This window comes from Actinokineospora sp. HUAS TT18, assembly GCF_051364635.1.
Classification (GTDB): Bacteria; Actinomycetota; Actinomycetes; order Mycobacteriales; family Pseudonocardiaceae; genus Actinokineospora.
The window spans coordinates 192,825-216,931 of sequence record NZ_CP195645.1; the positions used below are offsets into that span (position 1 = coordinate 192,825).

The window sequence follows — 24,107 nt, forward strand, 5'->3', positions numbered from 1 at the left end:
GTTGACCCTGCCATCGCCCTAAGCCGAACCTGTCGCGCTGACGGATGGTGTCCTGTCCGGTTGAACTTGTCGGACAACGGTGCAGCCACCTAGGTCCGGCAGTGTGGCGTGCGTGTGTCAGGACTAGTTGGCGGAATCCGGGCCACGCCGTCCGCGCGGCGGACGCGCACCACCAGGAATCGTCCTGCGTCTCGCTTGATGTGGGAAGTTGGCGGGTGGGGAAGCGCGAGATGGACCACGAGCAGCGCGAGCGGATGCATGACCTCAAGCGATTGACCTGGCGGGGACTGTTGGCCGGTGGCGCGTTCCTGGTCTTCACGATCGTTGCGGGGGTGTTCCTGCGCGAGGACTGGACGGCGTTCCTGGTCTGGGGCTCGCTGAGCCTGTGCCCGACCATCGTCGCGTTCGTCTCGCAGTGGCGCTATCCGGCGCGGACCGTTCCCCCGGCTGCCCGTGAGCATTCGTGATAGCACCACTCCATCGTCTGACTCGGAGGATCGGTCAACAGGTCAGGTTGGCTGACCGACACCACCAACTAGGTCCGGACACCGACAAGGTCGTCCGGACAGGACAGTTGATCAGACTCATCGAGACCCAATTCTCACGTTTCGTAGCGACGCTATTACGCAACGAACAGGTGTAGGGGAGTGGACGGGGATTCACCCGGATGCCGCCAGGATCAGCACAGCGCGGGTACGGCGCAGTGCTGTGGCTTTCCGCCGACCATCGTCGCGAGTACGTGGATGTTCGGTAGTGCGTCCACGGGAACCGCCGTCGGGTCCGCGGAGAGGATCACGAAGTCGGCGTACTTGCTGGGGGACAAGCTGCCCTTCACGTCTTCCTCAAAGGTTCCGTAAGCGGCGTCGACGGTGAACAGGCGAAGGGCTTGGTCGACAGTCAGCCGCTGGGCCAGCTGCCAGTCCTCCGGCGTCCGGCCGAGGTAGCTCTGGCGGGTCACCGCCTGGTGGACGGCCTCCAGCGGTGAGCCATACGGCAGCTGGGTCGCGCGGTCCGCCACCCCCAGCAGCAGCCACGGCACGTCGGTGCTGCCGATCGTGCGGACGTCGCTCTCCACCAGGTCGCGCCAGCGGGCTATCCAGCCGGTCTGGCCGCGGGCCACGAGTTCCGGGAACCCCGCCTCGGCCGCCAGGTCCCCGGGGAGTCCCGGTTGGATGGACGCGATCATGCCGAGCGAGCCCATCCGCGCGAGTTGGTCGTCGCGGAGTTGGACGACGTGTTCGGCGCGGTGGCGGGCGTTCGGGTTGGGGTGGGCGGACAGCGCGGACGCCACCGCCGTCAGGTACTGGTCGTGGGCCTCGGCGCTGACGGTGTGTGCGGTGACCTGCCAGCCGTTGCGGTGGGCGGTCAGCACGTAGTCGTTGAGCTCGGCCTGCGCCCAGTGGAACCGGGTTCCCCAGTCGTGGTCGAGGAACAGCTTGATCCCGGCGATGCGCAGGTTCGGGCTGTACGTCTGCCGCAGCTCATAGTTGAGGAACCAGGTGCCGAACTTCTCGTCGTCGAAGTTCATCGGGAGGTAGGCGTTGACCCGCAGCCGGAGCTGGCCCGCCGAGTCGAGGTCGCGCAGGGTGCCGAGGCGTCCCGCGTCGACGAACTGTTCGGTGATGCTGGTCCAGCCGCGGCGCAGGGCGGCGTCGATGGCCGCCTCGGTGGTGTAGCCGACCATGGCGCCGTCGCCGATCCAGTGGGCGTGCGAGTCGATGAATCCCGGCAGCACGGTTCGGCCGCCGAGGTCCACGACGCGGGTTGTGCGGTTCGCAAGCGCCTTTACCTGGTCGTCGTCGCCGATGGACAGGATTCGGCCGCCGCGCACCGCGAACGCCTCGGCCCGTGGCTGACCGTCCTCCATCGTGAGCACGATGCCGTTGCGGTAGATCACCTCGGGCGCGTCGCGGTCCGTCGCGGGCAGGTGCAGCGCCACCGCGCACCCGACCAGCGTGACCACCAGACCCCGCACCGCCAACGGCTCACCAGCCTAAGACCTTGTCAGCGTAGGACCACACAGTCACGCAGTGGCCAGAGGACCTCGCCGGTCAGGGCCGAAAGTCCCGGAAAGTCACCGGTCGTGTGAACTGGGTAACGACCCGTCCGCGGCGCGCGACCCCCGTCGGACCGCGGTGAATCGGCGCTGGTCGTCCCCCACTTGGGAATCGGTGACCCATGGATCTGCATCGGACTGTCCGTCGAGGACTCGCGCTCGGAATCGTCGCCGCCGTCGCCGTGCTCGGCGCGCCCGCGGCGGACGCCACCGTCTTCGGCTCACCCGCCGTCGCGTACACCGCGGGCGGGGTCTCGGCGGGCGGGGTGTACTACGCGAAGAGCGGGTCCACGCTCACGCTGACGGTGAACACCGACAACGCCGCCCGCTGCGTCAACGTCGCGGGCGTGGGCAAGCTGACCTCGGCGGGCCCCCGCACGGTGTGGACCTTCGCGGTGCTCGCGCCGAACACCTCCGACGGTGTGCAGAGCCACCTCGTGACCATCGGCGAGGGCAGCAACGCCAACACCTGCACCACCAAGGTCTCGCAGACCACCGCGTCCTACGTGCTCGACAACACCGGCCCGGCGGCCGTCGCCTCCCTCGCCCCGGCGGCGAACGCGGCCGGGTGGAACAAGGCGACCGTGGTCGTGTCGTGGACGGCCAACGACGGCACGGGCGTCGGCGGCGGCTCGGTCACCGGGAGCACGACCGTCTCGGCCGACACCCCGGGCCAGACGGTCAACGGCACGGCGACCGACGCGCTCGGCAACGTCGGCCCCACGGCGTCGGTCGTGGTCCGGCGGGACACCGCCAAGCCGTCGATCAGCGGATCGCGCACGCCCCCGGCGAACGGGTTCGGCTGGCACAACACCGACGTGACCGTGTCGTTTACCTGCTCCGACGCGCTTTCGCTGATCAAGAGCTGCCTCGCCGACGGCACCGCGTCCGCGTCGCGGACGCTCAACGGCGACGGCGCGAACCAATCGGTCGGCGGCACCGCCACCGACAACGCCGACAACACCGAAACCGCGTCGGTCGCCGTCAGCATCGACAAGACCGCGCCCACGGTGACCGCGACGACCCCGTACGTCCCCGGCACCTGGACCAACCAGGACGTCAGCGTGTCCTTCGCCTGCGCCGACCCGTTGTCCGGGGTGGACACCTGCCCGGCACCCGTGGTGCTCCAGGGTGAGGGCGCCGACCAGTCCGCGACCGGCACCGGCGAGGACAAGGCGGGCAACACCGGGAGCGCGACGCTGTCCGATGTGGACATCGACAAGACCGCGCCGATGACCAGCGCGACCGCGCCCCAGACGGCCTGGAACAACACCGATGTCACGGTCGCGCTGACCGCGGCCGACGCGCTGTCCGGCGTCCGCGAGACCCACTACACGGTCAACGGCGGCGCCACGCAGACCGGCGCGAGCCTGGCGTTCAGCGCCGAGGGCAGTTACCTGGTCTCGTACTGGAGCGTCGACAACGCGGGCAACGCCGAGGCCCCGAAGAACGCCACCGTGAACATCGACAAGACACCGCCGTCGATCAGCCACACGCTCTCGCCCGCCGCGAACGCCAACGGCTGGCACAACGGCGCCGTCTCGGTCACCTTCACCTGCGGCGACGCGGGCGGCTCCGGCGTCGCGAGCTGCGGACCGGACCGGACCGTCGCCGCCGAGGGCAAGGACCAGGACGCGTCCGGCACCGCCGTCGACACGGCGGGCAACACCGCGACCGACCCGGCGACGGTCAGCGTCGACACGACCGACCCGGTGGTCACCCCGTCGGTCAGCGCGGCGGCGAACGAGTACGGCTGGTACAACCAGGACGTCACCGTGACGTTCGAGTGCGTCGACGCACTGTCCGGTGTGGACACCTGTAGCGCGCCGATGACGCTGGGCGAAGGCGCTGGCCAGTCGGCCACCGGCGACGCGACCGACGCCGCGGGGAACACCGCCAGCGCGGGCGTGTCCGGCATCAACATCGACAAGACGCCGCCGACACTGACGGGTGCGCCGAGCGCGACCGGCTGGAGCAGCGGCGACGTCACGGTCACCTGGACCTGCACCGACAGTGCCTCCGGCGTCCTCACCGCGCCCGAACCCAGTACGGTGAGCGGCGAGGGTGCCGACCTCTCGGCGTCGGCCACCTGCACCGACAAGGCGGGCAACACCGCCATGGCCACGGTGTCCGGCATCGGGATCGACCGGGCGGCGCCCCACTCCGCGGCCTCGGTGACGGCCCCGTTCGACGGCGGCTGGCACGCCGACACCGCCGAGGTCACCCTGACCGCCGCGGACGCCCTGTCCGGCGTCGCCGCGACCTACTACCGCGTTGACGGAGGCTCGTCGCAGCTCTACGCGGGCCCGTTCGCGTTCACCTCGGCGGGCAAGCACGTCATCGAGTTCTGGAGCGTCGACACCGCGGGCAACCTCGAAGACGTCACGGGCAACAGCCTCGCGGTGTGGATCGACAACGCCGTGCCGACGATCTCGGGCAGCCGGACGCCCGCCAACGCGCACGGCTGGAACAACGGCCCGGTCACCGTCTTCTTCGCGTGCGCCGACACCCAGTCCGGCGTCGCGGGCTGCACCGACCCGGTCGAGCTGACCGGCGAGGGCGCCGACCAGTCGGTCGGCGGCAGCGTGGTCGACGGGGTCGGCAAGACCGCGTCCACCACGGTCGGCGGGATCGGCATCGACCTCACCCCGCCCAGCCTCACCCCGACGTCGACCGAGGGGTGGCACAACCAGGACGTCACCGTCGGGTGGATCGCGGCGGACGGGCTGTCGGGCATCGACACGGCCACCCAGCCCGCCGACAGCGTGATCACCGGCGAGGGCCGCGACCTCGGCGCGGGCCCAGTGACGGTGAAGGACAAGGCGGGCAACGAGAGCGCGCCCGCGTCGGTGACCGGGGTGACGATCGACCGCACCGGACCGACCGGCCATCACCGGCGGACCGATCACCGCGCCGAACGCCGCGGGCTGGTACCGCGACGAGGTCGTGGTGGACTTCGCCTGCACCGACCCGACCCTGGCCGACGGCACCGCGGGCTCGGGCGTGGCCACCTGCCCGACGAGCAAGGTGCTCAAGACCGACGCCGCGAACCAGTCGGTGACCAGCGATCCGGCCACCGACATCGCGGGCAACTCCACGGCGGGCCGGACGGTCGGCGGGATCAACATCGACGGCACCGCGCCCGCCACCACCAGCAACAACCAGTGCACGAAGACCAACGGCTGGTGCACCGGCCCGACCGCGAACGTCGTGCTCACCGCGGCGGACGCGCTGTCCGGGGTCAAGGAGATCCACTACCGGGTCGACGGCGGCGCCGAGCAGGTCGCCGCGGGCGCGAGCAAGACCGTGTCGGTCCCGCTCGACGGCAGCGGCGCGGGCACCGTGGACTACTGGGCCGTGGACAACGCGGGCAACGCCGAGACCGTCAACGCGGTGGCGCTGAAGTGGGACAACATCGCCCCCGCGGTGACCCACACGGTCAGCCCGGCGCCCAACGCCGACGACTGGAACAACAGCGACACCACGGTCCACTTCACCGCGAAGGACGACGACGCGGGCTCCGGCCTCGACGCGGCGTCGGTCACCCCGGACGTGGTGGTCAGCACCGACACGGCGGGCCAGGTCGTCACCGGATCGGCGCGCGACACCGCGGGCAACATCGGCACCGACTCGGTGACGGTCAAGCTCGACAAGACCAAGCCGGTCATCACCGCCTCGATCGCGGGCGGCATGCAGCCGTGGTTCACTTCGCCGGTCACCGTCGCCTTCACGTGCTCCGACGCGGGCTCCGGCATCCCGGCCACCGCCTGCCCGGACGCGGTGACCCTCGGCGACGGCGCGAATCAGTCGGTGGCGCGCACCGTCACCGACCGGGCGGGCAACTCCGCCACGGCCACCCTGAGCGGCATCAACGTCGACCAGGAAGCGCCGGTGATCGTCGCCATGAGCGTCGCCGACGGCGCGGTCTACAGCGCCCCGCCCACCGCGACCTGCACCGCGACCGACGCGGTGTCCGGTGTGGACAGCTGCACCGTGCAGATCACGGCGCTCGACGCTGGTTCCTATGCGTTCACAGCCACGGCGAGGGACAACGCGGGCAACACCACCACGGCGTCCGGACGGTTCCGGGTCCACCTCTACAAGTTCGGCGGATTCCTGCAGCCGATCAACGACCCGACGATCATGCCCGGCTCGGCGACCAGCGTGTTCAAGACCGGCAGCACCGTCCCGGTGAAGTTCCAGCTGCGCAACCCGGCGGGCGCTCTGGTCCAGGCGCGAACCGCTCCGCAGTGGCTGACCCCGGTCAAGGGCAGCCTGACCACGGCCCCGGTCAACGAGTCCGCCCCTGCCGACACGGCCACCACCGACGGCACCTTCCGCTGGGACGCGACCGCACAGCAATACATCTACAACTGGCAGACGAAGGGACTCACGCCCAACTACACCTACCGGATCAGCGCACGGCTCGATGACGGCCAGGTGCTCTCGGTCGTGGTCGGCCTGAAGTAGGCCCCCCAGGGGCCGCCTCGCGCGGGCGGCCCCGCCAGCCTCGCGTTCGTCCTCCCAAACCCCAGCCTGTGGTCAGCTCGCACGCTACGGTCTGTGCAGGGCGAATCGGGGGAGGCGGCAAATGCGGGGGCTGGGGCTGATCATGGGGGCCGCGGCGGTGGTGATGGCCGCGTCGTGCACCGCACCGCCGCCCGGACCGTCGGCGAAGGACGAGCCGGTGCCTGCGCGGCAGGTCGATGTCCCGCCGGTAGTCGCTTACGCGACGCCCACCGAAGTCCGGGTGCTCAACGGGACCAAAACGGTCATGGAGCTGGACCTGACCGCCGACGAGTCCGTGGCCGACGCCGAGTGGGTGCCGGGCGGCACGCGGTTGGTCTTGGCGACCTCGACCAGGCTGGTCTCGGTCGACACCGCCACGGGAGAGACCGCGACCGCGCCGTGCCAGTGCGCGGGCATCGCGGTCGCCGGGGGCAAGGTCTACTCCATCGACGAGTACAGCGCGACCGAGTTGGCCGCCTACGACGTGGCCACGCTGCGCCCACTGGACGCGGTGCGGCCCGAGCTCGATGGAGCCAGAGGATTGCTGGCGATCGACGGCGCGGGCGAGCGGCTGGTCATGTTCCGAATCACCGAGGACGGAGCTAGGCCGCTCACCGACGTCGTCGTGTTCGAGCCCGGCACCGGCAAGACCACCACGGTTGGAAACACCGGCTACATCGGCACACCGTTCGGCGGCGAGTACACCTCGCGCGGGTGGCGGGACGGACCCGTGTACGCCTACCTCGGCAACGGGTCGACTGGCGCCCAGACCGGCACCGCGTCGGTGGTGTGGTTCGACCCGACGAGCCCGGCACCGCAGGTGGTGACCACCGACCGGGAGTTGCGCGCGGAGAGCGCGGACGTGCCCGACGAGGCGTGGAACAGCGGTCGCGAGGGCCTGTGGTGGGCCGCGGACGGCACCATCCGCACCACCGCGTGGACGTGGAAGTGCGAGGCGACCACCTCGCTGAGCTCGCGCCGGTGCACCGACCTGCTCCCGCACCAGCAGTGGCGACACGACGGCGTCGACTGGACGCGGACCGACGACCGCGACCTGACCTCGGTGCGGGAGTTGGGGAACGGCACATCGGTGGAGCTGTCCCGCGACAAGCAGCTCTTCCGTGTCGACGGCGACACCCGTACCCCGATCGCGACCGAGGTCGCGCGGGTGTGGACCCCGGCGCTGCCCGCGGAGCCGGTCGAGCAGGGCAAGCCGGAGCTGGCCGAGCGGTTCGCGCCGGAAGTGTGGCTGCACAAGGACGAGAAGAACTTCCCCGCCGACGCCACCGAGTTCGTGCGCCGCTCCACGCTCCGGTTCGACCACGGCGCGCCCTGCGGCGACCCGAAGGTCGTCGCCGAGCGCGCCGACCCGGTCAAACTCGGCCGCGGCGAGCACACCCACCCGGCACTCCGCCGCAACCAGCGTGACTGCTCCGAACTCGACAACCCGGTGGTGTTCCGCTCCGACCTCGCGGCCAAGGACGGCGCAGGCAAGGGCTTCGTCCTCGACCTCGACGACGACGCGCGGGACGGCAACAAGCCCGCCGACGGGGTGGTCACCGCGCCGGCGTATTGGGAGTACGTACCGGGCGAGCGGCCGGGAGTCGGCGCGTACGTGTACTGGTTCTTCTACTCGTACAACGACTTCAACAACGACCACGAGGCCGACTGGGAGCGGGTGGCCGTGCAGGTCGACGGCGACCGGGCGGTCGCGGTGGCGTACTCGAAGCACAAGGTGCCCGCGTGTCAGGTCACGTGGGAGCGTCTGGACACCGAAGGCGACCACCCGGTGACGTTCTCGGCGAACGGCTCGCACGCCTCCTACGCGTTCGTGGGGGAGTTCTCGCGGACCGACGGCCAGCAGTTGGGCACCGACAAGACCGGAAAGCACACCCGGTGGTCGACGTGGACCGACTTGCGCGCCCTGCGCGACCAACCCTGGTACGGCTACCGCGGCCTATGGGGGGACCTGGCGATGATCAGCTACAACAGCGGCATCCTCGGCCCCTACCCGAAGCGCGACATGTCCGCCCTGCTGACCACAGCCCAGTGCACTGAGCAGGTGGGCAGGGTCCCGACCGACTGGGTCGGCGCCTGGAAGGCCGCCCGCGTGCAGGACCCCATGGCGGCACAGGACCCGCGCGCGAAGGACTACACGGCCGAGATCACCCTCAAGCAAGGCCAGTTCGGCGAACAGGTGGGCACGGCGACCTACCCCGGCCTCGGCTGCGTGGGAACGCTGACGTTGGAGCGCGGCTCTCAGGAGGCCATAGTCCTGCGCGAGACGCGTGAACCCGATCCCACGTCACCGAACGAGCTGTGCCGCACCGCGGGCTACACCACGATCAGCGAGACACCGGCAGGGCTGGGCTACAGCTTCACCCCGGACCGCAGGCCCGGACCGATCACCGCCGACCTCACACGAAACTAGCGTTCTTGCGGTAGTCGGCGCCGGGGTCGTCCGGCCACATGCGGACGACCCCGATGCGGTCAGCTCACCATCCGCGAGCGCGCCACTCGCCGAGATGGGGACGCTCGGCGCCGAGGGTGGAGTCGTCGCCGTGGCCGGGGTAGAAGACCGTGTCGTCGGGAAGGACGTCGAAGACACGCCGCTCGACGTCGTTGAGCAGCGACTCGAACGCTTCCGGGGTGCCCGTCTTGCCGACGCCACCTGGGAAGAGCGAGTCGCCGGTGAAGAGGTGGGCGGGGCCTGACGGGTCGCGGTACAGCAGGGCGATGGAGCCCGGGGTGTGGCCGCGCAGGTGGATCACCTCCAGTTCCACCTCACCCACCGGCACGACATCCCCCTGCGTCACGAAGCGGTCCGGGGGGACCGGCAGCACTGAGGCGTCGAGTTCGTGGGCGATCGTGTTCGCGCCGAAGGCGCCCGCGGTGGCGCCGAGGGCCTGCCAGTGGTCGCCGTGCTGGTGGGTGGTGACGATGGTGCGCAGCGTCGGGCGGTCCTTGCCGTAGCCGATGACGTCGGAGAGGCGCTGGGGGTCCGCCGCCGCATCGATGAGCAGGGCCTCCTGCGTGGCCGTGCAGGTCAGCAGGTAGGCGTTGTTGTCGTAGGGGCCGACGGACACCTTGGTGATCGTCAGCGCGGGGAGGGAGCGGCGGGCGGCCGGGCCGCCGGGCTCGACATGGCCGGTGTAGTCGTCGACGAGGTCCACGGTCGCCGACGGTAGTCTGCCTGCCACCGCCGGTTCCACCCAGATCGGCGGTGCGGGCGCGCAGGTATTACCCTGTTATCTGAGCGTTACCTGGAACTGGACCCTGTCGCCGATCACTTGTGAGCTCGTGCCGAACACACAGACAGTGAAGCGGTCCCCGCGAAAGTTGAGCTGGGACGTCATTCGCGTGCTGGCCGTCTACTCGGTGGTCGTGCAGCACGTCACCCACCAATCCCCGATCAACCACCCTGAGCTGGGGCCCTACCCCTTCGTGCTGACGCTGCAGTTCGGCGCGAGCACGCTGATGGTGATCTCGGCCTACTTCGTCTGTGTCACCGTGCGTCGCGGCGACACCGGGTGGTGGCTGCGCAACCGGCTGGCCCGGCTGCTGCCCGCGTACCTGTTGGCGGTGGTGCTGACGTACTTCGTCACGCGGGCCGTCGCCGAGAAGTTCGGGTGGTATGTGCCCGATGTCACCGACCTGGTGGCCAATCTGCTGCTCATCCAGGCGTGGTCGCCGGAGTTCCACTGGATCGACGCGTCCTACTGGACCTTCCCGCTGCAGGTCATGGCGTTCATCGCCGCGGCCCTGCTGTGGCCGTCGCGGTGGCGGCGCGGCAAGGCGCTCACGGGCCTGCTGTGGGCGCTCATCCTGATTCCGCTGGTGCTGCGCGTGTTCCGCGGCGACGACGCGCCGCAGTGGTTCAAGTCGGTGTTCGACGGCTTGGCCCTGCACCGGGTCGCGCTGTTCGGCGTCGGCGTGGCGATCTGGCTGTGGACGCAGAACCGCATGTCCGCGCGCCACCTCGGCTTCTACGTGACCGCGGCGCTCGTCGCGCAGGACGCGCACTCGTACTTCGCGGACACCTGGTCGACCATCGCGTTCGGCGTGATCATCATCGGGATCATCGCCGCGGCGGGCGGCCCGGACTGGGACATCCCGGGCCTGCGTGACCTCGCGCGGCCGATCCGGTGGCTCGGCGGCATCTCCTTCGGCGTCTACCTCGTCCACCAGGAACTCGGCTTCGTCCTCGCCCGCTTCCTGCTCGACGCGGGCGTCGGGCCGTGGGGACGGCTGGCCGCGTGCGTGGCCATGGCGGTCCTGCTGGGCTGGGCCATGACCAAGTTCGTGGAGCGGCCCGCCCACCGCCTGCTCACCGGCCAGGTGTGGCACCGCGCCAAGGTGGCGGCGGTCGCGGTGGCGGCGGCGGTGCGGGACCTGCCCCAGGTGCCGAGTCAGCCCCAGGCGCCCAGTTCGGGCGGGGTGCCGCCCAGGTCGGGACGGCCGCGGCCGGTCAACCACGTCAGCGCGGCGGCGGCCGACCCGCTCAGCTCGGTGTCCTGGGCGCCGATGGCGAACTCCCAACTGCGCTGACGGCCGTCGGGCAGCTCGACCAGCAGCCGCACCGGCGCCCCGCCGGTGCGGGCAAGGACCGGGTCGACGGCCCGTTCGAGCATGGTGTCGACGTGCTCGGCGTGCACATCGTCGAAGCCGACGCCCGCGTCGAGGTCGACCAGGTGCGTCCACACCTCGAACAGCCTGCGCCGGGGGATCTCGGTGGCCGGGATCGGCTCGCCCTGCGGGTGCTGCACCGAGGCCGACCAGTCGGTGTCGCTGAGCCTGCGGGCCTCGAAGAGGAACCGCCCGGACGCGGCGATCAGGTCCTCGCGCTGGACCTGGCCGAGTCTGCCCGCGCCCGCGTCGATCGCCGCGTCGCGGTCGACCCGGCTCGGGTAGGCCGCGTGCTCGATGCCCGTGCGCGCCCAGGTCAGGAGGTTGACCAGCGCGTCGGCGTTGCGCGCGAGGTGGGTGACCACATGTCCCCGCGTCCACCCCGGCAGCAGGCTGGGCTTGGCGAAGTCGGCCTCGCCGAATCTGTCGACCACGCCGGTCAGCACGGCCGTGGCCGCCTCGACCGCGGCCAGCGTGCCGTTGGTGGTGTGCGTGGACGTGTTCAACCCACTCATGCGGACCCCGTAGCTGAGTTTGGCGGTGAACGGGGCAATGTTGCCCCGGCATCCAGACTAGGGGAGGGTTGTTACTCGCGGGTACCGCTTCGCGGGTGCATGACGAACCCGGGTCCGCGAGAATTGTCGGTGCCCCGTGCGAGCATGGGGGTCGGCCACTCGTGGCCACTCACACTCAGCTGATCGTCGCTCATGGGTTACGCCCGTGCCCGATCCGCCCACGTGCACTACCGAAGGGATCTCAGTGGCCGACCGCCTCGTCGTTCGCGGCGCCCGGGAGCACAACCTGCGCGGCGTCGACCTCGACCTGCCCCGCGACAGCATGATCGTGTTCACCGGCCTGTCCGGGTCGGGCAAGTCCAGCCTGGCGTTCGACACGATCTTCGCCGAGGGCCAGCGCCGCTACGTCGAGTCGCTGTCGGCCTACGCGCGCCAGTTCCTCGGCCAGATGGACAAGCCCGACGTCGACTTCATCGAGGGCCTGTCGCCCGCGGTGTCGATCGACCAGAAGTCGACCAGCCGCAACCCGCGGTCGACCGTCGGCACGATCACCGAGGTCTACGACTATCTGCGCCTGCTCTACGCGCGCGCGGGCAAGCCGCATTGCCCGACCTGCGGTGAGGCGATCAGCAAGCAGACCCCGCAGCAGATCGTCGACCAGGTGCTCGCGATGGAGCCGGGCCTGAAGTTCCAGGTCCTGGCCCCGGTCATCCGCGGCCGCAAGGGCGAATACCTCGACCTGTTCTCCCAGCTCCAGACGCAGGGCTACTCCCGCGCCCTGGTCGACGGCGTCGTCCACAGCCTGGCCGACCCGCCGAAGCTGAAGAAGCAGGAGAAGCACGACATCGCCGTGATCGTCGACCGGCTCTCGGTGAAGGCGACGTCCAAGCAGCGGCTCACAGACTCGGTCGAGACCGCGCTGCGCCTGGCCGACGGCCTGGTCGAGCTGGAGTTCGTCGACCTGCCGGAGAACGACCCGGCGCGGTTCCGCGGCTTCTCCGAGAACCTGGCCTGCCCCAACGGCCACGCGCTCGGCGTGGAAGACCTGGAGCCGCGCTCGTTCTCCTTCAACTCGCCCTACGGCGCCTGCCCGACGTGCACGGGCATCGGCATCAAGAAAGAGGTCGACCCGGAGCTGGTCGTCCCCGACGACGAACTGTCCCTGGGCGACGGCGCGATCGCGCCGTGGGCGGGTGGCCAGACCGCCGAGTACTTCGTCCGGCTGCTGACCGCGCTGGGCGAGGCCGTCGGGTTCCGGATGGACACCCCGTGGCGGCGGCTCCCGGCCAAGGCGCAGAAAGCCGTGCTGCACGGCGTGGCCGACCAGGTCCACGTCCGCTACCAGAACCGCTACGGCCGCGAACGCTCGTACTACGCCGCCTACGAGGGCGTGATCCCGTTCCTGGAGCGCCGACAGGAGCAGACCGACTCCGAGTACATGCGGGAGAAGTACGAGGGCTACATGCGCGAGGTCCCGTGCCCCGCGTGCCAGGGCTCCCGCCTCAAACCGGAGATCCTCGCCGTCACCCTGGCCCACAAGGACCAGGGTGACCGCTCCATCGCCGACGTCTCCGCGATGTCGATCAGCGAGTGCTCGGCGTTCCTCGACGGCCTGACGCTGGGCAAGCGCGAGACGATGATCGCGGGCGCGGTGCTCAAGGAGATCCAGGCCCGCCTGCGGTTCCTGCTCGACGTCGGCCTCGACTATCTGTCCCTGGACCGCGCCTCCGGCACGCTGTCCGGCGGCGAGGCGCAGCGCATCCGGCTCGCCACCCAGATCGGCTCCGGCCTCGTGGGTGTCCTCTATGTCCTCGACGAGCCGTCGATCGGCCTGCACCAGCGCGACAACCACCGGCTCATCGAGACCCTGACCCGGCTGCGCGACCTGGGCAACACGCTGATCGTCGTCGAGCACGACGAGGACACGATCCGCCAGTCCGACTGGATCGTCGACATCGGACCCGGCGCGGGCGAGCACGGTGGCCAGGTCGTGCACAGCGGCACGTTCAAGGACCTGTTGAAGAACAAGCAGTCCCTGACGGGCGCCTACCTCGCGGGCCGCAGCAGCATCCCGATGCCGATGGTCCGGCGCGCGATCGACAAGAAGCGCCAGCTGACGGTGGTCGGTGCGCGCGAGCACAACCTGCGCGGCATCGACGTGTCGTTCCCGCTGGGCTGCCTGGTCTCGGTGACGGGCGTGTCCGGCTCGGGCAAGTCGACGCTGGTCAACGACATCCTGGCGACGGTCCTGGCCAACAAGCTCAACGGCGCCCGCCAGGTCCCCGGCAGGCACACGCGGGTGCGCGGGCTCGACCTCGTCGACAAGCTCGTCCAGGTCGACCAGTCGCCCATCGGCCGCACCCCGCGGTCCAACGCGGCCACCTACACCGGCGTGTTCGACCACATGCGCAAGCTGTTCGCCTCCACCACCGAGGCCAAGGTCCGCGGCTACCAGCCGGGCCGGTTCTCGTTCAACGTCAAGGGCGGCCGCTGCGAGGCGTGCGCGGGCGACGGCACGATCAAGATCGAGATGAACTTCCTGCCCGACGTCTACGTGCCGTGCGAGGTCTGCAAGGGCGCGCGCTACAACCGGGAGACGCTGGAGGTCCACTACAAGGGCAAGACGATCGCCGAGGTCCTCGACATGCCGATCGAGGAGGCGGCGGCGTTCTTCGAGCCGATCAAGGCCATCCACCGCCACCTGGCCACCCTCGTCGACGTCGGCCTCGGCTACGTCCGGCTCGGCCAGCCCGCGCCGACGCTGTCCGGCGGCGAGGCGCAGCGCGTGAAGCTGGCCAGCGAACTGCAGAAGCGGTCGACGGGCAAGACGGTCTACATCCTCGACGAGCCCACCACGGGCCTGCACTTCGAGGACATCCGCAAACTGCTGGGCGTGATCAACGGGCTGGTCGACAAGGGCAACTCGGTGATCGTCATCGAGCACAACCTCGACGTGATCAAGACTTCGGACTGGATCGTCGACATGGGACCCGAGGGCGGCTCGGGCGGCGGCATGGTGGTCGCGGAGGGCACGCCGGAGGACGTTCTCAAGGTCGAGGGCAGCTACACCGGGGAGTTCCTCGCGCACGTGATGTGACCTGCGATGATTCGGGTGCAGAATGTATCCCTCGACTGGTTGCCGACTCCTTCCTTCTGACCGAGGTAGGCAATCACCGGAGGCGGCCATGCCAGACACCAGGGATCTCGAAGCCAGAGTGATCAAACTGCAGCGCAACACCGCGGCGCTGTTGTCGCTGCTGGGCGGCGACGACGACGACAAGCTGCGGTTCTGGGAGATCCTGAAGGGGATCACCACCCCGGCGGAGTACAAGCTCGTCGCGCACAGCCTCGACGTGATGCAGGCGCAGGTCGACCAGGTCGAGCTGGCCGCCCGGTCGATCGAGGCCTCGGCCAAGGAGATGGGGCGGGTGCGTGCGGGCTGAGCAGACGGACCGGGCCCGGCAGGTCACCGAGGCCACGCTGACCGCGCGCGTGGCGCGCGAGTTCGGCGACGCCGTCGTGGTCTTCGCCGGGTCCGGGCGTCCCGTGCCACCAACGGCGCGGTTGGCTCTGTTCGTCGCCGAGGGCGACCCCTCGGTGGTCAAGTTCGGCCGGTGGGCCAGGGCCGCGCGCCTGCCCGCCGCCGCGATCCTGCTCGACGGCGAGCGCGCGCTGGTCGGCCCGCTTTCGACCCCCGGCCTGCCCGGCTGCGCCGATTGCGCGCGCCAGCGGCGGGTCGCCGCCGCCGCGGCCTCGCGCGGCACGATCACCCCGCGCGTGTCGCACACCGAGACCCCGTACTCCCGGCCGCTCCCGGGCCTGGCCGCCGCGATCAAGAGCGCCCAAGACCCCGACGAGACCCAGGTCGTCCGCGACGACGACCCGGACCGCACGACGGCCGTGCCCCCGACGCTGCTCGACGACCCCGACCGGACGACCGCGGTGCCGCCGAAGCTGATCGACGACGTCGAGCGCACCGGCAGCCAGGGCTCGGTCGCGGGGGTTCTCGACCTCCCCGACCCGCAGCTGGACAAGATCATCGAGTTGCTGAAAGACGGCGCCAAGGAGCTCGTCGATCACGTCGCCGAGATCGTCGACGGCGAGGTGCTGTGGCACCGGGTGATTCCGCTGCCCGACTGCGACGTCTGCGGCGGCGCCGACGGCCTGGGCACCGTGAGCCTGCCGACCGGCGACGACCCGGCCGTGCTGCTGGAGTCGCTGGCGGGCTGGGTCGACCCGCTGACCGGCGTCATCCCGTGGATCGCGCTGAAACAGCCCCTCGGCACCGGCCCCGACCTGCCCTTCGTCGCCACCGCCGCGCCGCCGCACCGGCTCGACGCCGACGGGGTGCCGCGCGCGCTGCCGATCGGCTGGGGCAAGGGCGCCACCCGCTGCGCCGCGATCGTGTCGGCGGTGGGGGAGGCCATCGAGCGGTACGCGCCGTCGCTGCCCGACGGTGGCCGGATCGTGTGGGCGCGGCCCGCCGACCTCGACGGCGACGTGCTCGACCCGCGCGACTTCCCTTTGTACGAGCCGGAAACCTATCGCCGCCCGGGCTTCGAGTTCGCCGCGTTCGACCGCCGCGTCGACCACCCGTGGGTGCGCGGCACGTGGCTGGGCACCGACCGATCGGTGTGGGTCCCGGCGGTGTTCACGTATCTGTCGATGACGCTGCTGCGCGAGCATCTGATCAGCCAGGGCACGTCCAACGGCCTCGCCGCGGGCACCGACGCCGAGTCAGCCACCACCCGCGCGGTGCTCGAACTGGTCGAGCGCGACGCGATGATGGCCGCCTGGCTCACCGGCGCCAAGGGCCGCTACGTCGACCTCGACGAGACCCTCGACGTCGACCTGCGCGCCATCGTCGACGCGCTGCAAGCGCAGGGGCCTGGCGTCGAGGTCTATCTGCTGCCGACCAGCATGTACGGCGTCACCGCGGTGGCGCTGTCGCTGGGCGACGGCCGCCGCTGGCCCGGCGTCACCCTCGGCCTCGGCGCCGACCGCTCGCCCCGCAACGCGATCCGGGCCGCGCTGCTCGAACTCGCGCAGACCGCGCCGCACCTGGCCGCGCTGCTGCGCGACCGCGCCCACCCGGTGCCGCAGCACCCGCAGGACGTGCGCGCCATGCTCGACCACGCCGCCTACTTCTTCCCGAAGGCCCGCGTCGACGCGTTCGACCGGCTCCGCTGCGGCGGTACCTCCCGCCTGCGCGATCTTGTCGAACCCGTGCCGGAGACCTCGGTGGCCGACCTGGCGGGCGTGCTCGGCGCGGCCTCGGTGCGCGTCGCCATCGTGGACGTGACCAGCGCGGACGTGGCGATGGGCCCGTTCCGCGTGGTGCGCGCGGTGAGCCCGGACCTGCAGCCGATCAGCTACGGCCACGGCAACGACCGCGCGCCGGTGCCGCGCCTGCGCGACAAGCTGCTCCCGCCGCACCGCAGGCAAGTCCATCCGATCTGGTGAGTTCACCCCGTGTCCAGCCCCCGGTCACCGGTGCTGGGAAAGCTCACGCCCATGCGAGTGACAAGGGTGTTAGCGGTGGTCCTGGCCACGGGGGCGGTGCTGTCGGTGGCGGTCGCCCCGGCGTCGGCCGACCTCCCCGGCGTGCGCGCCACCTATGAGACAGCGTCCAACTACGACGACGAAGAGGGCGGCGACGCCGACGCCGACGACCCGGCGATCTGGGTCAACCCGGCGCGGCCGGGCGCCAGCGTCGTCCTCGGCACCCTCAAGAACGGCGGCCTGACGGTCGTCGACCTGAAGGGCCGCCAACTCCAGCACATCGCCACGCCGGACGGCGGCCGGTTCAACAACGTCGACATCGTCGTCGGCGCGCGCATCGGCGGCCGCAAGCTCGACCTCGCGGTGGTGTCCGACCGCGGCCTCGACCGGCTGCGGATCTACGCCATCGATCCGCGCGGCGCGGCGGCGGGCGCGCACGTGCTGACCGACATCACCACGGCCACCCCGCCGCGTGTGTTCAGCGCGACCGAGGAGGAGATCGAGGAGCAGCGCACCGCCTACGGCGTCGCGGTGCGGCCCGACCCGGCGGGTGGTGCGCCGTGGGTGGTGGCCAGCCGCAGGCACGAGACCCGGGTCGGCCTGTTCCGCCTCGCCGCCGACGGCACGGGCCGGATCACCTACCGCGCGGTCGATTCGGTCGACCTGCCCGCGACGTTCGCGGTGGACGGCGGCACGTGGACGCCATGCGCCGAGCCGGGGGAGCGGCCACAGGTCGAGGGCATGGTCGTGGACGGCGATGTCGTCTACGCCGCGCAGGAGGACGTCGGGATCTGGCGGATCCCGCTGCGCTCCGGCCTCGGCAGGCCGGAACTGGTGCAGCGCGTGCGCGAGTTCGGCAGGCCCGCGGTGTACGACGAGGCCACCGAGGAATGCGTGTTCACCGGGCCGGAATCGCCGTCGGCGGGCAAGCACCTGTCGGCTGACGCCGAGGGGCTGACCGTCGCGCACACCCGGTTCGGCAAGGTGCTGCTCGCTTCCAGCCAGGGCGACAGCACCTTCGCCGCGTTCACCCCGACCCGCGCGGGGCTGGCGTACCGCGCGGGATTCACCGTCGCAGACGGCGTCGTGGACGGTGTGCAGCACAGCGACGGCGCCGCGGTGACCACGAAGCCGCTCGGCCCGGACTTCCCCCACGGTCTGCTTGTGGTGCACGACGGCGAGAACACGCCGTCCGACCGCGCCGACACCAACTTCAAGCTGGTGCGCTGGGAGCGCGTGGAATCCGTTATCCGCTAGGGAATGTGAACCGACGCGGGCGCGGATCCGTGTGTGCCACATGGACCGCGCCCGCGTCACCGCCTTCCGCTACCCTCCGCACCTAGTCGATCGACGTGAGGCGGGTGAGGGCAGGGGTGACGATCCCGGGGTTCCGGCCGCGCCGCCGCAAGCAGGTTCCGGGCGAGGACTTCGTCCGCTTCCTCTACGGCGAGCACGGCCGCGCGCTGCTCGCCTACGCGACCCGGCTGACCGGCGACCGCGCCGCCGCCGAGGACGTCGTCCAGGAAACCCTGCTGCGGGCGTGGAAGCACGCCGACGCGCTCGCCGACGACAGCCGTGGCTCCACCCGCGGGTGGCTGCTCACCGTGGCCCGCAACATCGTCACCGACCGGGCCCGCGCCCGCGCCTCCCGCCCGCAGGAGGTCGGCGAGCCGATCGACGCGCCGATCGCGGACAGTGACCACGCCGAGAACGTCGTCAACGAGATGACCGTCCTCGGCGCGCTCGACCGGCTTTCCCCGGAGCACCGGGATGTGCTGGTGGAGGTCTACTACCGGGGAAGATCGGTCGCCGAAGCCGCGCAGGTGCTGCGGATCCCCGCGGGTACCGTGAAATCGAGGACTTACCACGCGTTACGCGCGCTGCGCGGCGTGATGGGTCCAGGAGACAGGGAGGTGACGAGGTGACCGCGTTCCAGCACGACCGCGAACAGCTCGGCGCCTACGCGCTCGGCGCGCTCGACCCGCGCGAAGCCGACCTGGTCCGCGCCCACCTCGCCCAGTGCCCCGACTGCCGCCGCGAGGTCGACGACCTCATGGCGCTGCGCCGGTCGCTCGACGAGATCCCGCCGGAGGCGTTCCTCGAAGGCCCGCCGGACGGCGACCTGGTCCTGCAGCGCACGCTGCGCAAGCTCTCGCCGCCGCCGTCCCGCCGCGGCCTGGTCGCCGCTGGGGTGGCCGTGCTCGCCGCCGCCGCGCTCGGCGGGGCGTTCCTCGCGGGCCGGGGCACCGCCCCCGACACCGTCGCCGCGCCGCCGACCACCACCGCGCCCGGCACCCGCACCGGCGAGTCGACCGACCCGGCGACTGGCGCCGTCATGACGGTGCGGATGGTCCCGCAGGCAGGCTGGGTCCGGGTCAACGCCGTGGTCAAGGGCGCCCCGGCGGGCGCGCGGTGCGAGCTGCGGGTCGTGCCGAAGTCCGGCGGCGAGTCCGTGCTCGCGGGCAGCTGGCTGGTGTCGGAGAAGGGCTCCCGGGAAGGCACGACCCTCGACGGCTCAGCCCTGATCGACCCCGACGACGTCGCCGCGGTCGAGGTCGTCACCACCGACGGCGCGCGCATCGTCTCCACGCCGGTATAGCCAGTACAGCGCGCCCAGCCCGGCGGCGGCGATCGCGAGCGACACCAGCGGCGTCTGGGCAGGACCAGCATGGCGACCGCGGGTAGCGGCAGCGGGGCCATCGCCGCGAGGCTCGCCGTCGACCGGCGCGGTTCGGTCTAGATCATTCGCCGGACGCTAGCCGCCGGTGGTCACGGTTCAGGGCGTCGTTTCACACCCGTGACGTGGACATACCGAACCGCCCGGCTGGGGGCATCAGACGCGGGCGGTTCAGATGATTCAACGAGCAACGACCCTCTGGGCTACGCCCGAGAAGCGACTTCGTGGCGCGGTTCCGGCACCGATTCCTGCTGGTCATCGGCCAGTGACTCTTCGTCGAACGGTTCGTCCCCAGCGAGCACCCTGCCCGCCTGCGCACGGTCGAACTCCTTCGTCCAGGTGCCGATCAGCACCGTGGCGACGGCGTTGCCCGCGAAGTTCGTCAGCGCCCGCGCCTCGGACATGAAGCGGTCGATGCCCACGATCAGGCCGACGCCGTCGACCAGGTCCGGGCGGTGCGACTGCAGGCCGCCAGCCAGGGTCGCCAGGCCCGCGCCGGTCACGCCCGCGGCGCCCTTGGAGGCGATGACCATGAAGATCAGCAGTGAGATCTGCTCGCCCGCGCCCAGCGGGGAGCCCATGGCGTTGGCGACGAACAGGGTGGCCATCGTCAGGTAGATCGCGGTGCCGTCGAGGTTGAACGAGTACCCGGTGGGGACGGTGATGCCGACGACCGGCTTGCTCACCCCGAGGTGCTCCATCTTGGCGATCAGCCGCGGCAGCGCGACCTCCGACGACGACGTCGACAGGATCAGCAGGAACTCCCGGCCCAGGTAGCGCAGCAGCGAGAACAGGTTGACCCGCGCCACCAGCCACAGCAGCGTGCCCAGGATGACCACGACGAAGACCAGGCACGTCGCGTAGAAGCCGAGCATGATCACCGCGAGGCTCTTGAGCGCGCCGACGCCGGTCTCGCCGACCACCGCCGCGATCGCGCCGAACGCGCCGACCGGGGCCGCCCACATGATCATCGACAGGATCTTGAACACCAGGCCCTGGATGTGCCCGATCCCGCGCAGCACCGGCTCGCCGCGGCGGCCGAGCGCCTGCAGGCCGAAGCCCGTCAGCAGCGCGACCAGCAGCGTCTGGAGCACTTGGCCCTCGGTGAACGCCGAGACCAGCGTCGTCGGGATGATCCCGAGGAGGAACTCCGTGGTGCCCTCCGCGCTCTTGACCTGCGCCTCACCCTTCGCGCGCACCGCGTCGGTGAGTGCGAGCCCGTCGCCGGGGTGCAGCAGGTTGCCGACGATCAGGCCGATGGCCAGCGCCACGGTCGACATGGCGAGGAAGTAGCCGAGCGCGAGCCCGCCGACCTTGCCGATCTTGGCCGCCCGGGTGACCGAGCCGACGCCCAGCACGATCGTGCAGAAGATGATCGGGCTGATCATCATCTTGATCAGGCTGACGAACCCGGTGCCCAGCGGCTTGAGCGACTTGGCGAACTCGGGGGTCAGCAGGCCGACCGCGACGCCGAGGATGACGGCGGCGATGACGGCGACGTAGAGGTAGTGGGTCCGATCTCGGCGGCGAGTCGACACGGTGGGGGCCTTTCTTCCAGGACGTTGCCGATGACCGTGCCGCCCGGTGTGGTCGTGGTCACTATTGAGTTCATAGCGTTCACACTGGTGGGCATGAAGCAGTGGAGCCTGGCCCGGCAGCTCCTGGTCGTCCAAGTCGTCATCGTCGGCCTGCTCGTGGCCGCCGGTGCGGCCCTGGCGTGGGCGGACGTCGCCGACCGGGCCGAGGAGTCGAGCGCGGCCGAGGCGCTGGCGCTGGCCCGCGCGATAGCGGCGTCGCCGACCGTCACCCAGGCGGTGACCGGGTCGAACCCGACCGGCGTGCTGCAGCCGTACACCGAGCAGGTGCGGGCCGACACCGGGGTCGACTTCATCACGATCATGTCGCCCGACGGGATCCGGTTCACCCACCCGAACCCGGCCGAGATCGGCGGCCACTTCCTCGGCAACACCACCGACGCGTTGGCCGGTCGGGCGTTCACCGAGACCTACACCGGCACCCTCGGCCCGTCCGTGCGCGCCGTCGTCCCGGTGTTCTCCGCGGGCCGCGTGGTCGGGCTGGTCAGCGCGGGGATCACGCTCAGCGCGATCAGCGCCGACGTCGCCGACCGGGTCCTGCCGCTGATCCTCGTCGCCGCGCTGGTGCTGATCCTGGGCGCGGCGGCGACCTACCTGGTCAGCCGCCGCCTGCGCAGGCAGACCGGCGGGCTCGCCCCGGCCGCGCTGAGCCGGGTGATCGGCTACCACGAGTCGATCCTGCACGCGGTCCGCGAGGGGCTTGTGCTCCTCGACCGCGACCACCGGGTCACGCTCGCCAACGACGGCGTGCGGACGCTGCTGGACCTGCCCGCCGACGCCGAGGGCAAGCGGGTCGACGAACTCGGCCTGCCACCGGCGATGGTCGCGCGGCTGTTGAGCGACACCGAGATGCACGACGAACTGCACCTGACGGACACCCGCGTGCTCGTGGTCAACTCTTCGACAGTGGGCAACTCGATGGGGACGGTGGTGACCTTGCGCGACCGCACCGACCTGCAGGCGCTGACCGGCGAACTCGACACCGTCCGGGGCTTCGCCGAGGCCCTGCGCGCGCAGGCCCACGAGGCGGCGAACCGGCTGCACACGGTGGTGTCGCTGGTGGAGCTGGGACGGCCGTCGGAGGCGGTGGAGTTCGCGACGGGGGAGTTGGCCATCGCGCAGCGGCTGACCGACCAGGTCGTCGGCGCGGTCGCCGAGCCGGTGCTCGCGGCTTTGCTGCTGGGCAAGGCATCCGACGCGAGCGAGCGCGGTGTGGACCTGGTGGTCGACCCCGACACCGAGATCGGCGACCTGGGGATTCCGGCCCGCGACCTGGTGACCATCCTCGGCAACCTGATCGACAACGCCGTCGACGCGGCGGCCGACAGCGCGGAGCGCTGGGTCCGGGTGAGCGCCCAGACGACCGCTGAGGGGTTGGTGCTGCGCGTGGCCGACAGCGGCGGCGGTCTGCCGGACGGCTCCCGGCCGTTCGAGCGCGGCTGGTCGACCAAGCCGGGCGGCACCCACGGGCTCGGGCTGGCCCTGGTGGGTCAGGCGGTCCGGAGGGCCGGGGGCACTGTCGAGGTCGGCCGCGACGTCGGCGCGGTCTTCACAGTCCGGCTCCCGCGATGATCTCCGTGCTGGTGGTGGAGGACAACACCGTCGCCGCGCAGGCGCACCGGCTCTACGTCGAGCGGGTGCCCGGGTTCGCCGTCGCGGGGGTCGTGCATTCGGGGCGGGCCGCACTGCGGTTCCTCGACACCGGTCCGGTCGACCTGCTCCTGCTCGACCTCTACCTCCCCGACGGCCACGGTCTCGACGTCGTGCGCGCGCTGCGGGCCGCGGGCCACGGCGCCGACGTCATCGCGGTGACCTCCGCCCGCGACCTGGCCGTCGTGCGGGCGGCGGTGTCGGCCGGGGTCGTCCAGTACCTGCTGAAGCCGTTCACCTTCGCCGGCCTGCGCGACAAGCTCGAAGGCTATGCCCGCTTCCGCGACCACGTCCGCCACGGCGAGGCCGCCGCCCAGACCGACGTCGACCAGGCATTCGGCGCGCTGCGCGGCACCGACGCCGTGCTGCCCAAAGGAATGAGCGGCCCGACACTCGAACTGGTGATCGCCGCCGTGCGCATGGCGGAGGACGGCCTGTCCGCCGCGGCCGCCGCCGACGAGGTCGGCGTCTCCCGGGTCACGGCCCGGCGCTACCTCGAATACCTGGCCGACCAGGGCCAGGTGACACGACGACCCCGGTACGGCACGGTCGGCCGCCCCGAGGTCGTCTACGTCTGGGCTCAGAAGACCGGGCCGGTCCACTTCTCGCCGGGCCCCTGACCGGGCTCGTCGGGGAACGCCGACGCCTCCCGGAACGCCCGCTGCAGCGACTGCAGACCGTCACGGATGGGAGCGGCGTGCGGGCCGAGGTACTCCACCGAGGCCGTGACCAGCCCCGCGAGCGCGGTGATCAGCCTGCGGGCCTCGTCGAGATCCCGGTGCGGGCTGGCGTCCGGATCGGCGTCGGCGAGGCCGAGCCGCTCGGCGGAGGCCGACATCAGCATGACCGCGGCCCGGCTGATCACCTCCACACTGGGAATACTCGCCAGGTCCCGCTCGTTGTCATCAGCGGTGGACCGGGCGGCGGTCGTGTCAGGGGTGTCAAGGCAGTCGTTCACAGTCTGCTACGATTTCATG

The 24,107-nt window shown here is 71.2% G+C and carries 19 protein-coding genes and 2 pseudogenes; 13 read left to right on the top strand and 8 right to left on the bottom strand.

Translation table 11 applies throughout. The annotated features are described in order from the left end of the window. Nucleotides 1-230: 230 nt before the first annotated feature. On the top strand, nucleotides 231-467 hold the full coding sequence (locus ACSHT8_RS00985; RefSeq protein WP_436496766.1) for a hypothetical protein: 237 nt from the start codon (nucleotides 231-233) through the stop codon (nucleotides 465-467). Between the two features lie 212 nt (nucleotides 468-679). Here ACSHT8_RS00985 and ACSHT8_RS00990 read toward each other — a convergent pair whose 3' ends face one another. The 3 genes from ACSHT8_RS00990 to ACSHT8_RS01000 form a co-directional block, all read right to left on the bottom strand. Beyond that, nucleotides 680-1,975, bottom strand: a complete 1,296-nt coding sequence (locus ACSHT8_RS00990) for an amidohydrolase (protein WP_436496768.1) — start codon at nucleotides 1,973-1,975, stop codon at nucleotides 680-682. A gap of 352 nt (nucleotides 1,976-2,327) precedes the next feature. Next, on the bottom strand, nucleotides 2,328-2,534 hold the full coding sequence (locus ACSHT8_RS00995) for a hypothetical protein (RefSeq protein ID WP_436496770.1): 207 nt from the start codon (nucleotides 2,532-2,534) through the stop codon (nucleotides 2,328-2,330). Nucleotides 2,535-2,558: 24 nt separating this feature from the next. Continuing rightward, the gene (locus ACSHT8_RS01000) at nucleotides 2,559-3,329 is read right to left on the bottom strand and encodes a hypothetical protein (protein ID WP_436496772.1); all 771 of its coding nucleotides are present in this window, start codon (nucleotides 3,327-3,329) and stop codon (nucleotides 2,559-2,561) included. Between ACSHT8_RS01000 and ACSHT8_RS01005 the strand changes: the two are divergent. Next, nucleotides 3,289-4,383: pseudogene (locus ACSHT8_RS01005) on the top strand (OmpL47-type beta-barrel domain-containing protein); the annotation flags it as partial. The gene ACSHT8_RS01000 and the pseudogene ACSHT8_RS01005 overlap by 41 nt on opposite strands. On the opposite strand, the gene ACSHT8_RS01010 reads toward ACSHT8_RS01005, so the two are convergent. After that, a complete protein-coding gene (locus ACSHT8_RS01010; RefSeq protein ID WP_436496774.1) occupies nucleotides 4,353-4,931 on the bottom strand; it encodes a hypothetical protein in 579 nt (192 codons plus the stop codon). The pseudogene ACSHT8_RS01005 and the gene ACSHT8_RS01010 sit on opposite strands and share 31 nt — an antisense overlap. A gap of 74 nt (nucleotides 4,932-5,005) precedes the next feature. On the opposite strand from ACSHT8_RS01010, the gene ACSHT8_RS01015 reads away from it, so the two are divergent. Both ACSHT8_RS01015 and ACSHT8_RS01020 read left to right on the top strand, forming a co-directional pair. Next, nucleotides 5,006-6,526, top strand: a complete 1,521-nt coding sequence (locus tag ACSHT8_RS01015) for a PxKF domain-containing protein (RefSeq protein WP_436496776.1) — start codon at nucleotides 5,006-5,008, stop codon at nucleotides 6,524-6,526. A gap of 121 nt (nucleotides 6,527-6,647) precedes the next feature. Continuing rightward, nucleotides 6,648-8,996 carry a hypothetical protein gene (locus ACSHT8_RS01020; protein ID WP_436496778.1) on the top strand — a complete coding sequence of 783 codons (2,349 nt, stop codon included), beginning with the start codon at nucleotides 6,648-6,650 and terminating at the stop codon, nucleotides 8,994-8,996. Nucleotides 8,997-9,060: 64 nt separating this feature from the next. Here the strand turns inward: ACSHT8_RS01020 and ACSHT8_RS01025 are convergent, their stop codons facing one another. Beyond that, the gene (locus ACSHT8_RS01025; RefSeq protein WP_436496780.1) at nucleotides 9,061-9,738 is read right to left on the bottom strand and encodes an MBL fold metallo-hydrolase; all 678 of its coding nucleotides are present in this window, start codon (nucleotides 9,736-9,738) and stop codon (nucleotides 9,061-9,063) included. A gap of 166 nt (nucleotides 9,739-9,904) precedes the next feature. Between ACSHT8_RS01025 and ACSHT8_RS01030 the strand changes: the two genes are divergently transcribed. Next, on the top strand, nucleotides 9,905-11,113 hold the full coding sequence (locus ACSHT8_RS01030; RefSeq protein WP_436496782.1) for an acyltransferase family protein: 1,209 nt from the start codon (nucleotides 9,905-9,907) through the stop codon (nucleotides 11,111-11,113). On the opposite strand, the pseudogene ACSHT8_RS01035 reads toward ACSHT8_RS01030, so the two are convergent. Beyond that, a pseudogene (locus tag ACSHT8_RS01035) lies at nucleotides 11,086-11,706 on the bottom strand (maleylpyruvate isomerase family mycothiol-dependent enzyme); the annotation flags it as partial. The gene ACSHT8_RS01030 and the pseudogene ACSHT8_RS01035 sit on opposite strands and share 28 nt — an antisense overlap. Nucleotides 11,707-11,950: 244 nt before the next feature. Between ACSHT8_RS01035 and uvrA the strand changes: the two are divergent. From uvrA to ACSHT8_RS01065, 6 genes are all read left to right on the top strand, one after another. Beyond that, a complete protein-coding gene (uvrA, locus tag ACSHT8_RS01040; protein ID WP_436496784.1) occupies nucleotides 11,951-14,803 on the top strand; it encodes an excinuclease ABC subunit UvrA in 2,853 nt (950 codons plus the stop codon). Nucleotides 14,804-14,891: 88 nt separating this feature from the next. Next, nucleotides 14,892-15,149 carry a hypothetical protein gene (locus tag ACSHT8_RS01045; RefSeq protein ID WP_436496786.1) on the top strand — a complete coding sequence of 86 codons (258 nt, stop codon included), beginning with the start codon at nucleotides 14,892-14,894 and terminating at the stop codon, nucleotides 15,147-15,149. After that, on the top strand, nucleotides 15,139-17,169 hold the full coding sequence (locus ACSHT8_RS01050; RefSeq protein WP_436496788.1) for a YcaO-like family protein: 2,031 nt from the start codon (nucleotides 15,139-15,141) through the stop codon (nucleotides 17,167-17,169). Before ACSHT8_RS01045 ends, ACSHT8_RS01050 begins: the two co-directional genes overlap by 11 nt. 51 nt (nucleotides 17,170-17,220) lie before the next feature. Next, nucleotides 17,221-18,465 (top strand): phytase, encoded by a 1,245-nt coding sequence (locus ACSHT8_RS01055; RefSeq protein ID WP_436496790.1) that lies wholly within the window; start codon nucleotides 17,221-17,223, stop codon nucleotides 18,463-18,465. Between the two features lie 116 nt (nucleotides 18,466-18,581). Further along, complete coding sequence (locus ACSHT8_RS01060; RefSeq protein ID WP_436501954.1) at nucleotides 18,582-19,133, top strand: sigma-70 family RNA polymerase sigma factor; 552 nt, start codon at nucleotides 18,582-18,584, stop codon at nucleotides 19,131-19,133. Beyond that, nucleotides 19,130-19,807 carry an anti-sigma factor family protein gene (locus tag ACSHT8_RS01065; protein WP_436496792.1) on the top strand — a complete coding sequence of 226 codons (678 nt, stop codon included), beginning with the start codon at nucleotides 19,130-19,132 and terminating at the stop codon, nucleotides 19,805-19,807. Before ACSHT8_RS01060 ends, ACSHT8_RS01065 begins: the two co-directional genes overlap by 4 nt. A gap of 281 nt (nucleotides 19,808-20,088) precedes the next feature. Here the strand turns inward: ACSHT8_RS01065 and ACSHT8_RS01070 are convergent, their stop codons facing one another. Then, the gene (locus ACSHT8_RS01070) at nucleotides 20,089-21,423 is read right to left on the bottom strand and encodes a cation:dicarboxylate symporter family transporter (protein ID WP_436496794.1); all 1,335 of its coding nucleotides are present in this window, start codon (nucleotides 21,421-21,423) and stop codon (nucleotides 20,089-20,091) included. 93 nt (nucleotides 21,424-21,516) lie between these two features. On the opposite strand from ACSHT8_RS01070, the gene ACSHT8_RS01075 reads away from it, so the two are divergent. Further along, the gene (locus tag ACSHT8_RS01075; RefSeq protein ID WP_436496796.1) at nucleotides 21,517-23,052 is read left to right on the top strand and encodes a sensor histidine kinase; all 1,536 of its coding nucleotides are present in this window, start codon (nucleotides 21,517-21,519) and stop codon (nucleotides 23,050-23,052) included. Continuing rightward, a complete protein-coding gene (locus ACSHT8_RS01080; protein ID WP_436496799.1) occupies nucleotides 23,049-23,750 on the top strand; it encodes a response regulator in 702 nt (233 codons plus the stop codon). The genes ACSHT8_RS01075 and ACSHT8_RS01080 overlap by 4 nt, the downstream gene beginning before the upstream one ends. Here the strand turns inward: ACSHT8_RS01080 and ACSHT8_RS01085 are convergent. Then, nucleotides 23,711-24,088 carry a DUF1844 domain-containing protein gene (locus ACSHT8_RS01085; RefSeq protein WP_436496800.1) on the bottom strand — a complete coding sequence of 126 codons (378 nt, stop codon included), beginning with the start codon at nucleotides 24,086-24,088 and terminating at the stop codon, nucleotides 23,711-23,713. The two genes, ACSHT8_RS01080 and ACSHT8_RS01085, sit on opposite strands and share 40 nt — an antisense overlap. Nucleotides 24,089-24,107: the final 19 nt, after the last annotated feature.